General features: G+C 43.2%; 7 protein-coding genes. All 7 read left to right on the forward strand.

The features are described 5' to 3' along the window. Window positions 1-127 precede the first annotated feature (127 nt). The 7 genes from D0T60_RS00095 (at window position 128) to D0T60_RS00125 (ending at window position 13292) form a co-directional block, all read left to right on the forward strand. Window positions 128-2407, forward strand: coding sequence for a GH92 family glycosyl hydrolase (locus D0T60_RS00095; RefSeq protein WP_163215974.1), 2280 nt, complete (start codon window positions 128-130; stop codon window positions 2405-2407). 32 nt (window positions 2408-2439) lie between these two features. Continuing rightward, window positions 2440-3372, forward strand: a complete 933-nt coding sequence (locus D0T60_RS00100) for an endonuclease/exonuclease/phosphatase family protein (protein ID WP_163215977.1) — start codon at window positions 2440-2442, stop codon at window positions 3370-3372. Window positions 3373-3633: 261 nt separating this feature from the next. Beyond that, window positions 3634-5091 (forward strand): glycoside hydrolase family 125 protein, encoded by a 1458-nt coding sequence (locus D0T60_RS00105; protein WP_163215980.1) that lies wholly within the window; start codon window positions 3634-3636, stop codon window positions 5089-5091. 5 nt (window positions 5092-5096) lie between these two features. Beyond that, complete coding sequence (locus D0T60_RS00110) at window positions 5097-7349, forward strand: GH92 family glycosyl hydrolase (protein WP_163215982.1); 2253 nt, start codon at window positions 5097-5099, stop codon at window positions 7347-7349. A gap of 18 nt (window positions 7350-7367) precedes the next feature. Next, window positions 7368-8519 carry a glycoside hydrolase family 130 protein gene (locus tag D0T60_RS00115; RefSeq protein WP_163215984.1) on the forward strand — a complete coding sequence of 384 codons (1152 nt, stop codon included), beginning with the start codon at window positions 7368-7370 and terminating at the stop codon, window positions 8517-8519. Window positions 8520-8807: 288 nt separating this feature from the next. After that, entirely contained in the window at window positions 8808-10163 is a 1356-nt protein-coding gene (locus D0T60_RS00120) for an IPT/TIG domain-containing protein (RefSeq protein WP_163215987.1), read from the forward strand. Window positions 10164-10187: 24 nt separating this feature from the next. After that, complete coding sequence (locus D0T60_RS00125; RefSeq protein WP_163215990.1) at window positions 10188-13292, forward strand: TonB-dependent receptor; 3105 nt, start codon at window positions 10188-10190, stop codon at window positions 13290-13292. Window positions 13293-13305 lie beyond the last annotated feature (13 nt).

Raw genomic sequence — 13305 nt, forward strand, 5'->3', positions numbered from 1 at the left:
AAGTATTAAACCTGCGTGCCAAGAGCTAATTTAATTCTTAATTAATATGTGTAGTGAAGAAATTCTATCTTATTTTCGTTGTGTGTTTAAGAATCCACAAATTAACTATTATAATAACTATATTATCATGAAGAAACAAAGTATCTTTTTATGGATTGTCGTTCTTTCCTTTTTAGGGCGTTTGCAAGGATGGGCAGTCGAAAACCCTGTCGATTATGTGAGTACATTAGTAGGTACCCAATCGAAGTTTGAACTATCTACCGGAAATACCTATCCCGCTATAGCCATGCCGTGGGGAATGAATTTCTGGACACCTCAGACCGGAAGAATCGGCGACGGCTGGGCTTATACTTATACGGCAGATAAAATCAGAGGATTCAAGCAAACTCACCAACCCAGCCCATGGATGAACGATTATGGCCAATTTGCTATTATGCCGGTAGTAGGTAAAGTGGTTTTCGATCAGGATGAACGAGCAAGCTGGTTCTCGCATAAAGCAGAAGTAGCCAAGCCTTATTATTATAAGGTGTACTTAGCCGATACGGATGTGACTACGGAAATAGTTCCTACCGATCGTGCAGCTATGTTTCGGTTTACCTTCCCCGATTCGGATAAATCTTATGTAGTTGTAGATGCTTTTGATCGTGGCTCTTATATAAAGGTAGTACCCGGTGAGAATAAAATAATAGGCTATTCAACGAAAAATTCGGGTGGAGTGCCAAGCAACTTCAAGAATTACTTTGTTGTGAAGTTTGATAAACCTTTTACTTTTACTTCTACTGTGAAGGACAATACAATTGATCAGAATGAAACAGAAAATACAGGCAACCATGTAGGAGCCATTATCGGTTTCAAAACAAAGCGTGGAGAGGTAGTTCATGCGCGAGTAGCTTCCTCCTTTATCAGCCATGAGCAGGCTGAGCTGAACCTGAAGGAGTTGGGTCGTGATTCTTTCGATAAACTGGTGGAAAAAGGTAAAAGCACTTGGAACAAAGAATTGGGTAAAATAGAAGTGCAAGACGATAATATCGACAACCTGCGTACCTTCTATTCATGTTTGTATCGGTCTTTATTATTCCCCCGGAAGTTTCATGAGATAGATGCCAAAGGCAAAGTGATGCATTACAGCCCTTATAATGGCGAAGTGTTGCCCGGATATATGTTTACCGATACCGGATTCTGGGATACTTTCCGTTGTCTGTTTCCATTCCTCAACCTGATGTATCCTTCTATGAATCAGCAAATGCAAGAAGGTTTAGTGAATGCCTATAAAGAAAGCGGATTTCTACCCGAATGGGCAACTCCCGGGCACAGAGACTGTATGGTGGGCAATAACTCGGCATCCGTAGTGGCCGATGCTTATATAAAAGGACTCCGTGGGTATGATATCGAAACGCTTTGGGAAGCATTGAAACATGGAGCCAATGATTACCTGAAAGGAACAGCTTCCGGTCGTAAGGGTTTCGAACATTACAATGACTTAGGCTATGTGCCTAATAATGTAGGCATCGGGCAAAATGCTGCGCGTACGCTGGAATATGCTTATAATGACTGGACTATATATACATTAGGCAAAAAATTGGGTAAGCCCGATAGCGAAACCGGCATCTACAAGCAACGTGCCTTAAACTATAAAAACATCTATCATCCGGAGCGTAAGCTAATGGTGGGCAAAAGCAAAGAAGGAGAGTTCAACCCGAAGTTCGATCCGGCCGATTGGAGTGGCGATTTCTGCGAAGGGAACAGTTGGCACTGGAGTTTCTGTGTATTCCATGACCCACAAGGATTAATTGACCTGATGGGAGGAAAGAAAGAATTCAACCAAATGATGGATTCCGTATTTGTATTGCCCGGTCATTTAGGAATGAAAAGCCGCGGAGTGATTCACGAAATGCGCGAAATGCAAGTAATGAATATGGGGCAGTATGCTCACGGAAATCAGCCTATACAGCACATGGTGTATATGTATAACTATTCGGGTGAGCCTTGGAAAGCACAATATTGGGTACGCGAAATCATGAATAAACTATATAATCCGAATCCCGATGGTTATTGCGGCGACGAAGATAATGGTCAGACCTCAGCCTGGTATGTATTCTCTGCATTAGGCTTTTATACCGTTTGTCCCGGAACAGATGAGTATATATTGGGCACTCCGCTGTTTAAGAATATGAAGCTGCACCTTGAGAATGGCAAAACCGTAACCATTAAAGCGCCCAATAATGACGCGGACAAACGTTATGTTCAGGATATGAAGTTGAACGGAAGTACCTATACCAAGAACTATCTGACGCACGAGCAGCTGATGAATGGAGCAAACATAGAGTTTATCATGAGCCCGGTGCCTAACAAGAAGAAAGGCATCCGCTCTCAGGATGCTCCTTATTCGTTCTCGAATGAGAAATAATTGGTAAACAAAAAATAATATACATTGAATCTATGAAAGCAAAAAGTATATGGCTTCTTTTAATAGTAGTTGTAGTATGTAGTTGTAGGACTGCCGATCCTGCAAAATTCTCAGTGGCTTCTTATAACATAAGGAATGCCAACAATTCGGATGCCTCGAACGGAAATGGCTGGGCTCAACGTTGCCCGGTTATTGCCGGCATGGTGCAATTTCACGAGTTTGAAATCTTCGGAACACAAGAAGGGTTTGCTCCACAACTTAAAGACTTAAAAGAAACCCTGCCCGGCTACGAATACATCGGTGTGGGTCGTGACGACGGGAAAGAGAAAGGAGAACATTCTGCCATCTTCTTCCGTACCGATAAGTTTAAACTGATAGATAAAGGAGACTTCTGGCTTTCCGAAACTCCTGATAAACCAAGCATCGGTTGGGATGCTGTGTGCTTACGTATATGCAGTTGGGGGCATTTTAAATGTAAGGACACAGGTTTTGAGTTCTTGTTCTTCAACCTCCACATGGATCATATAGGCAAAAAGGCACGGGTAGAAAGTGCATTCCTCGTACAACGTAAGATGGAAGAACTCGGAAAAGGACTGCCCGTTATCCTGACAGGAGATTTTAATGTAGATCAAACGCATCAATCCTATCAGGCTTTTGTAAGCGAAGGTAAATTGAAAGACTCTTACGAAGCAGCTGATTTCAAGTATATAAAGAACGGAACATTCAATAGTTTTAATCCGAATAACTTTACAGAAAGCCGGATAGACCACATCTTTTTATCCCCTCAATTCAAGGTGAAGAAGTACGGTGTACTAACCGATTTCTATTGGATGCCCCGAAGTAAGAACCCATCCTTAGCCGAAGTAAAAGATGCTCCCGGAGAGATTAAGGTACAATCTTATGAGGCACGCCTTCCGTCCGATCACTATCCGGTGAAAGTAGAATTGGAATTTATCAAGAAATAACGCATACCCAAATAACAAATCAACTTAGTTAAAATTACATAGTTCTTTGCTATCAGAAATGAAGCAACCGGCATTCGGAATAAATGAAACAGGCATTCGAGTCAAATGCTACTGACATTTGAAGCAAATGTAACCGGCATTTCAAACTCATCCGTTTGCAGAAACCTTATTGTCGAATTTTAGGCATGTCAAAGAACGATTTTAGATTTTAATGAAATAACAATGAAGTCACTATTAAAACAAATTTAACCCGTTTAATTTATGAATACACTATTTAAAACTATCTGTTTAGGCATTGCCCTGGGTGGAGTTTCTAACCTTCAGGCATCGGAATGGAATGCTACCTCTCCTATGTTGCAAGACAACACACGTGTGGAAGCATACAAAAGTAATCGGCCTGAGAAACGTTTATTTGTATCCGATGCGGTAGAGAGAAAAATAGCAGAAGTAAAGAACCTGCTTACCAACCAGAAACTGGCTTGGATGTTCGAAAACTGTTTCCCTAATACCCTCGATACCACCGTACGCTACTATCCTACTGATAAAGAAGACGATGCAGTGGTATATACCGGCGATATACACGCCATGTGGTTGCGTGATTCGGGTGCACAAGTATGGCCGTATATTCAGTTGGCCAACGAAGACCCCAAGTTGAAAAGAATGTTGCGCGGTGTCATTTTGCGTCAATTCAAATGTATTATTCTCGATCCGTATGCAAATGCTTTCCTCGATCCGCACGATCCCAATCCTGACCATCATTGGATGTCCGACAGAACAACCATGAAACTCGAACTTCATGAACGTAAGTGGGAGATTGATTCACTTTGTTATGTAATTCGTTTGGCTTATCAATACTGGCAGGTAACAGGCGACAGCAGCATTTTTGGCGATGAATGGAATAAAGCCATTGCATTGGTATTGCAAACATTCAAAGAGCAACAAAAGAAAAACGGACACGGGCCATACACCTTTCAAAGAAAAACCGAACGGCAGTTGGATACCATGTCGAACGATGGAAAAGGAAACCCTGTGAAACCTGTAGGATTGATAGCTTCTGCCTTTCGTCCGTCGGATGATGCAACTACTTTTCAGTTCTTGGTTCCCTCTAACTTCTTTGCCGTAACGTCTTTGCGTAAAGCAGCGGAAATATTATCGGAAGTAAATAAAAACCAAACGCTGGCCACGGAATGCAAAAACTTGGCTGATGAAGTAGAAACCGCATTAAAGAAATATGCCATACATAAACATCCCAAGTATGGAAAGATCTATGCATTCGAGGTAGACGGATTTGGCAATCAACTGCTTATGGATGATGCCAACGTGCCAAGTTTGCTGGCCATGCCCTATCTGGGCGACATGAATGTAAAGGATAAAATCTACCAAAACACTCGCAAATTTGTATGGAGCGAAGACAATCCTTACTTTTTTAAAGGCACAGCCGGCGAAGGCATCGGAGGTCCCCACATCGGATACGATATGATCTGGCCGATGAGCATTATGATGAAAGCCTTTACAAGTTCTAACGATCAGGAGATAAAAACCTGTATAAAGATGTTGATGGATACCGATGCAGATACAGGTTTTATGCACGAATCTTTCCATAAGAATAATCCGAAGAACTTTACCCGTTCTTGGTTTGCTTGGCAGAACACACTGTTTGGTGAGTTGATTATTAAACTGGTGGATGAAGGAAAGTTGGATTTACTGAATAATATTTAAACATCATGAGAAACATATTTTATTCTTTTATTATACTCTCTTTGTTATTCCTTTCTTCTTGCTCGTTTTGTGCAAAGGAGAAGAATTATGCAAAGAGTGAAGGTCTGTTGCAATATGTCGATCCCTATATAGGGTCTGGTTATCACGGACATGTTTTTGTGGGTACGAGTACTCCTTTTGGTATGGTACAGTTGGGACCCAGTAACATTTATAAGGGGTGGGATTGGTCTTCGGGCTATCACTATTCAGATAGCATAATGATTGGTTTTGCCCATACACATCTAAGTGGTACAGGCTGTACCGATTTGGGCGATATTTTGCTGATGCCCTATACAGGAGATATATGTACGATCAGAGGCAATCAACATGATATCAGCAATGGTTATGCTTCTTTCTATCAACATCAAAATGAGATAGCCCGCCCCGAATATTACTCCGTTTTGCTGGATAGGTATAATGTGAAGGCAGAACTTACTGCATCCGATCGTGTGGGCTTTCATAGATACACATTTCCCGATGGAGAGCAGGCACGTATCATTATTGACCTTAAAGAGGGTAACGGAGATACTTCTTATGATACTTATATCAAACAGATTGATGAATACACATTGGAGGGATATCGCTTTTCGAGAGGTTGGAGCACACATAAAGTCTTCTTTACGTTAAAAACAAACGTAGCTTTGAAAGATTTCCATGTATTCTATGACACCACCCCCAAAGAAGGTAAAGAATTGAAAGGCCCGGCAGTAAAAGGGGTACTTACTTGGGGCGATCGTGCAGGAGAGGTAATGCTAAAAGTAAGCCTTTCATCCGTGAGTTGCGAGAATGCAGCAGCCAATATCGAGTCGGAAATAACGCATTGGAACTTTGATAAAATCGTTGCGGAAAGCAGTAAGAAGTGGAACCGGGAACTAAATAAAATCCGGATCGAAACCTCCGATGAAGCTGTGAAACGTACCTTCTATACAGCCCTTTATCACACCATGGTTGCACCCAGCCTTTACAGCGATTCTAACGGAGAGTTTCGCTTGCAGGATGATAAAGTATATACAACTGATGCGAAAAATTATTCTACTTTCTCTTTGTGGGATACCTACCGCACTGCTCATCCGTTGATGACCATTATACATCCGGAAAAGCAACGGGATATTATCAACTCCATGCTTGCCATTTACCAACAACAAGGTAAACTGCCCGTATGGCACTTACAGGGATACGAAACGCATTGCATGGTAGGTAATCCGGGAGTCATTGTTGTGGCCGATGCCTTACTAAAAGGCTATGATGGATTTGATAAGGAATTGGCTTACGAAGCCATGAAGAACTCCATGATGCTGGATGAACGCGGATTGAAACATTACCGCGACTTAGGTTATATACCTTATGACAAGGAGCACGAGGCTTTATCCAAAGCCATGGAGTACGCTATTGCCGATTGGGCGGTAGCAGCCGTTGCCAAGAAGATGGGCAAAGAAGACGATCACGCTTACTTCCTGAAAAGAAGCAAAACCTATCAGTACTATTTCGATAAAGAAACCAATTTTGTGAGAGGGTTGGCAGCCGATGGTACCTTCCGTCCTAACTTTAATCCTTTCACTTCCATACACCGGGAAGGTGATTATGTGGAAGGAAATGCATGGCAATACACCTGGCTGGTACCACATGATGTAAAAGGACTGATTGATATCTTTAAAGGAGAACAAAACTTCATTCAGGAACTGGACAAACTCTTCCAAGCCGAAGGAGATTTGGGCGAACATGCTTCTGCCGATATGACCGGGCTGGTTGGACAATATGTACATGGAAATGAACCCAGTCACCACATTATTTATCTGTATGCTTATGTGGGCGAGCAATGGAAAACAGCCGAGAAAGTACGCTTTATCATGGACAACTTTTATACCGATAAACAAGACGGCATCATTGGCAATGAGGACTGCGGACAAATGTCTGCCTGGTATATCATGTCTGCTTTAGGCTTTTATCCGGTAAATCCTTCTCAGGGAATATATGTGTTTGGAAGTCCTTATATGGATAAAGCAACAGTAAACCTACAAAACAACAAGGAGTTTACAGTAGAAGCTGTCGATAATAGTAAAGAGAACATTTACATCCAACGGATCGAACTGAATGGAGTTCCTTATACAAAAAGCTATATTACACATGAAGATATTGCAAAGGGGGGAACCCTTAAATACTTCATGGGTAGCCAACCCAATAAGGAGTTTGGGGCGGCTATGGAAGATCGTCCTTTTTAAACAACTAATTATACAATTATGAAATATCAATTTATAGCCATCCAATTACTAATCTCTCTATCAGTAGCGGCGCAAAGTACCACTCATACAACCGAAAATAAGCTTCCCGACTGGGCATTCGGCGGCTTTGAACGCCCTAAAAAAGCCAATCCCGTAATCTCTCCCAACGAGAAAACCACCTTCTTCTGCCCCATGAATCAGGCAGAAGTAGCTTGGGAATCCAATGATACCTTTAACCCGGCTGCCACTGTGTACAATGGCAAGGTTGTAGTATTGTATCGTGCCGAAGATAAATCCGGCGTGGGAATCGGCAAGCGTACCTCTCGTTTAGGTTATGCTTCCTCGTCGGACGGTGTGAAATTTAAAACCGAAAAAGCTCCTGTTTTTTATCCGGGCAATGATAATCAGAAAGAATACGAATGGCCCGGAGGTTGCGAAGACCCTCGCGTAGCCGTTACTTCCGATGGGTTATTTGTGATGATGTATACCCAATGGAACCGCCATGTACCTCGTTTGGCGGTGGCCACCTCTCGTGATTTACGCAACTGGGAAAAGCACGGCCCTGCATTTGCGAAGGCTTACAATGGTCAATTTATTAATGAAGGCAGCAAATCGGCCTCTCTGATTACAGAATTGGTGAATGGAGAACAAGTCATTAAGAAAATCAACGGTAAATACTTTATGTATTGGGGAGAACAGCATGTATATGCCGCCACCTCTACCGATTTAGTGAATTGGGCACCTTTATTAGATGGTAAAGGAAACCTGAAACGCCTGTTTTCTCCGCGCGAAGGCTATTTCGATAGCGATTTAACCGAATGCGGACCTCCGGCTATCTATACAGATAAGGGCATCCTGTTATTATATAATGGAAAAAATAAATCCGGAGATAAAGGAGACAAACGATATACCGCCAATGTATATGCCGCCGGGCAAGCCCTTTTCGACTTAAACGATCCGACCAAATTGATTGGCAGATTAGACAATCCTTTCTTGCGCCCGATGGATGCTTTTGAGAAGAGTGGTCAATATCCGGATGGTACTGTATTTATAGAAGGACTTGTTTTCTTTAAGAAAAAATGGTATTTATATTACGGTTGTGCCGACTCTCGGGTGGCCACTGCCATCTATAATCCGGCAACTCCGGCTCCTGCCGATCCGTTGCCTTAGGCAGAATTTTCAGATTGCTTCGTGGGTGGATTAAATATCTGTGCCAAAGTAGTAAATATCCGTGCCACGAAGCAAAATAATAGCAGTTTTAGTGTGTTTGAACAGGATTAACTGTCTAATTTCGCTTCTGGCTAAATAGCCGGGAAACTACAAGAAAATGCTTTGTTAAACTAAAAAAGTGAATTTATGAACAAGAAACACCCTCCTCCTTTAGACCCTTTTGAGACAAAAAAAGATCTTATCACTAATGAATTTTACATGTAAGTTAACTAAATCTATAAAAAATACATGAAACTAAATCTTATTAAAAGCCTTGCCTTCATTGGGCTTTTGGGTTCATGGATCTTCTGGGGATGCGACAACAAACTGGCACCCATCTCTCAGGCAGAAACCTTCCCACCGGATTTAAACCGGGAATCTGTTTTTGAAAGCTTCTCTCCCGATAGTGGAGGCATCGGTACACAACTGATTATACGAGGTCAGAATTTTGGTTCGGATACCAGTTATTTAAAAGTAACCGTCAATAATAAAAAGGCAACAATCATTAAAGCAGAAGATGATATTATCTACGCCATCGTACCTGCCCGTGCCGATATGGGTTATGTGCGTCTATATGTGGGCAGAGATAACTGTGTAGAGGAATATGCTTCTACAACTAAATTCCGCTATCAGTTTAAACGGAATGTAACTACCCTCATGGGTAAACATGGCGAACCTGGTCGCGATGATGGCGGATACACCTCTTCCAAATTGCAAAGACCCTGGGCATTGCTAACAGACAGAGATGGAACCTTATTCTTTATCGACGAAGGACGTGGGCAAAAACAAAACGGTGCTTTGCGTCGTGCCAAAGAAGGAATTATCGAAACCCTTGTGCAGTGTTCCGATGGACCTTTCCAATCGCCTACCTGCCTGGCTTTAAGCCCGAAGCAGGATACATTGTACATCTCTAACTATTCCTTTACCAGCGAAGCTACAGATGTAAAAACCGACTTCAACATTATCTACGTAACCCGCGATGGAGGATTTATGGACATCCGCGGATTGTGTAAGTTTGTGAAAGGAGGAACCCAAGGAATTGCCGTGCATCCTAAAACAGGCGAACTTTTCTTTAATAACATGGGAACCGGCTATATCTATCGGTTTACAGGACCGGGATACGAAGATTATACGCCTTTGTTTAAAGTTAACAACGCCGATAACACCAAAATGCGTATGATGTTTAACCCCGAAGGCACTATCCTCTATATGGTGGTACAAAACAGGCATTGCATTTACAAGGTATCTTATAATGCAGAAAGCCGTACATTCGGCATGCCCGAATTGTTTGCCGGCGCTTGGGACGAGTCCGGCTATATGAACGGAACCGGAGCAACTGCCCGTTTCGATACTCCGGGGCAACCCTCTTTCGACGAAGACGGAAACATGTTTGTACCCGATAAAGGCAAGCATATCATCCGAAAGATAACACCTTCGGGCGAAGTATCCCTGTATGCAGGTATTCCTGATAAGAGTGGCTTTGGCGACGGATTACCCGATGAAGCCAAGTTTAATAAACCGGAGGCAGTGACCGTATATCCGGATAACTCGGTATATGTGGCCGATCGTGATAATCATGTAATCAGGCGTGTAACGATAGAATAACAATCAAATACAAAACAATTTCTCATGAAGAATATACAAAAATATATGCTTTTGTTCTTCTTCGGGTTGATGCTGGCACCCAATAGTGTGTGGGCACAATCGGAAGGACAAAGCACCATCACCATTCAAGGTATGGTGGAAGATGCATCAGGCCCTATTATCGGAGCATCGATTATAGCCATTAACCAGCCGGGGGTAGGAGCCATTACCAATATGGACGGAGCATTCAGTTTAAAGGTAGGGCAGTATGATGTGCTGAAGATTTCATACATAGGTTATAAATCGGTAGAAATACCGGTACTAAAGATTACCAATAAAAGTAACCTGAAAGTGCGCCTCGAAGAAGACAGCCAGACTGTAGAAGAGGTAGTAGTAACTGCCAGCGGGGTGCAGAAAAAGAAAACTCTGACGGGTGCTATTACTAATGTGGACATAAAACAATTAAATGCCCCGGGCAGTAATCTGTCGAACTCATTGGCGGGGGTAGTACCCGGTATTATTGCCATGCAATCGAGTGGAGAACCCGGAGAGAATATGTCGGAGTTCTGGATTCGGGGTATGAGTACCTTTGGTGCTAAATCGGGCGCATTGGTACTTGTAGACGGAGTAGAACGCAGTTTTAACGAGATACCGGTAGAAGACATCGAAACCTTTTCCGTATTGAAAGATGCATCGGCCACAGCTATTTACGGGCAACGTGGTGCCAACGGGGTAGTATTAATTACCACCAAACGTGGTGAGAAAGGAAAAGTAAAGATCAATGTAAAAACCGGCTTCGACTGGAATACACCTGTAAAAGTACCTGAGTATGCCGACGCCTACGACTGGGCACGGTTGGCTAATGAATCGCGTGTGGGTCGTTATGAAGCTCCGCTTTATACCAATGAGGAACTGGCAATTATAGAAAGAGGCCTCGACCCCGATTTATACCCCAATATAGACTGGAGAGACTTGATGCTGAAAGATGGCGCTCCCCGTTATTACGCCAATGTGAACTTTTCGGGTGGGGGAGACAATGTACGCTATTATGTTTCGGGTGGTTACACCAACGAACAAGGTCGGTACAGAACAGCCAGTTCCGAAAATAAGTACAATACCAATACTACCTACGAACGTTTTAACTACCGTGCCAATGTAGATATGAACATCACAAAGACCACGCTCCTGAAAGTAAGTGTGGGCGGATGGTTGGTAAACCGCACTTCTCCGCACAGTTCGGCCGATGACATCTGGGGAGCCTTTGCCGACTATACCCCGGTTTCGTCTCCCCGCAAGTGGTCTACCGGACAATGGCCGCAGGTAAATGGAAAGCAAACACCGGAATATCACATGACGCAAACCGGCTACCGAACCATCTGGGAAAACAAAATGGAAACCAATGTAGGAATAGAACAAGACCTGAAGTTTATTACCCCCGGGTTAAAGTTCAGTGGCGTATTTGCCTTCGATACCTATAATAAGAACACCATATCCCGTTCCAAAAATCCCGAATTGTGGGAAGCTGAGCACTACCGCGACGAGAATGGGAACCTTGTATTGAAGAGAGTGAAAGAGATACAATCCATGAAACAGGATAAAGCAACGGAAGGAGATAAACGTTATTTCCTTCAGGCCTCACTGGACTATTCCCGGTTGTTTGCCGCCAAACATCGGGTAGGTGTATTTGCTATGGTTTATCAGGAAGAAAAATCGGATGTGAACTTTAAAAGCGAAGACCTGATAGGTTCTATTCCTCGTCGAAACCTCGCCTACTCCGGTCGCTTTACATACGCCTATAAAGATAAATACCTGGCAGAAATGAACTGGGGATACACCGGCTCGGAAAACTTTGAACGAGGTAAACAATTCGGTTTCTTCCCGGCGGTATCTGCCGGATGGGTCATCTCCGAAGAAGCATTTGTACAAAGGACACTTCCGTTCTTAAGTTATCTCAAAGTAAGAGGTTCCTACGGAGAAGTAGGAAACGATGAATTAGATGGAAGACGCTTCCCGTATATCTCATTAGTAGACACCGATGACGGTGGTACCTATTATTGGGGAGAGTTTGGTACCAACAAAGCACAGGCCTATCGTATCAGAACCATTGGCACCCCCAACCTAACTTGGGAGGTGGCGCAGAAATACGACGTAGGTGTCGACTTTGGTTTCTTTGATGGAAAAATTACAGGTACAGTAGACTACTTCTTAGATAAGCGCGACGACATCTTTATGAAACGCAACCACATGCCGCTTACCACCGGACTTGCCGACCAAACACCTATGGCCAACGTGGGTAAGATGAAGTCTCATGGTTGGGATGGTAGTCTCACATTGAATCACCGGATTGGAGAAGTCGATCTTACTTTACGAGGGAACTTCACCTATCAGAAAACAGAAATCATCGATAAAGATGAAGCTGCCAATGAACTATGGTATAAAATGCAGAAAGGCTTTCAGCTCGATCAGAGTAGAGGACTCATTGCACTGGGCTTGTTTAAAGACCAAGACGATATAGACAGTAGTCCTACACAAACGTTTGGTGGTAAAACGGTGCTGCCCGGAGATATTAAATATAAAGATGTAAACGGAGACGGCAAGATTGATGGAGACGACGAGGTACCTTTAGGCTACCGCGAGAAACCGGGTTTACAATATGGAGCAGGCTTAAGCGCCCGTTGGAAGAACTTTAATCTCAGTGTGCTTTTTCAGGGAACGGGCAAGTGCGACTTCTTTGTGGGCGGTAGTGGTCCTCACGCATTCCGTTACGGAAGAACAGGGAACATCTTGCAGGTAATGGTAGACGGTAATCGCTGGATTCCCCGCGAAATATCCGGCACCCCCGATACGGAAGACCCGAACGCCGACTGGCCCCGACTGACGTATGAGAACAACAATAACAACAATAAAAAATCTACTTTCTGGCGGAAGGACAGGCAATACCTGAGACTGAGAAACGTAGAACTCTCTTACGACGTTCCGCAACAATGGATACGTAAGTTCTATATGAATAATCTGCGCATTGGTTTTATCGGACAAAACCTGTTTACCTGGGCGAAGTTCGACTGGTGGGATCCGGAAGGTACCGACGAGCGAGGTTCCAAATACCCGATCAATAAAACCTATTCGTGCTATCTTCAAATCAGCTTCTAATATTAAAACAACG

This window comes from Bacteroides sp. 224 (assembly GCF_010500995.1).
Lineage (GTDB): Bacteria > Bacteroidota > Bacteroidia > Bacteroidales > Bacteroidaceae > Bacteroides.

What these genes read in the sequence shown, in the direction of transcription:
- D0T60_RS00095 (WP_163215974.1), top strand. Translation starts at nt 128, where the DNA reads ATGAAGAAACAAAGTATCTTTTTATGGATTGTCGTTCTTTCCTTTTTA.
- D0T60_RS00100 (WP_163215977.1), top strand. Translation starts at nt 2,440, where the DNA reads ATGAAAGCAAAAAGTATATGGCTTCTTTTAATAGTAGTTGTAGTATGT.
- D0T60_RS00105 (WP_163215980.1), top strand. Translation starts at nt 3,634, where the DNA reads ATGAATACACTATTTAAAACTATCTGTTTAGGCATTGCCCTGGGTGGA.
- D0T60_RS00110 (WP_163215982.1), top strand. Translation starts at nt 5,097, where the DNA reads ATGAGAAACATATTTTATTCTTTTATTATACTCTCTTTGTTATTCCTT.
- D0T60_RS00115 (WP_163215984.1), top strand. Translation starts at nt 7,368, where the DNA reads ATGAAATATCAATTTATAGCCATCCAATTACTAATCTCTCTATCAGTA.
- D0T60_RS00120 (WP_163215987.1), top strand. Translation starts at nt 8,808, where the DNA reads ATGAAACTAAATCTTATTAAAAGCCTTGCCTTCATTGGGCTTTTGGGT.
- D0T60_RS00125 (WP_163215990.1), top strand. Translation starts at nt 10,188, where the DNA reads ATGAAGAATATACAAAAATATATGCTTTTGTTCTTCTTCGGGTTGATG.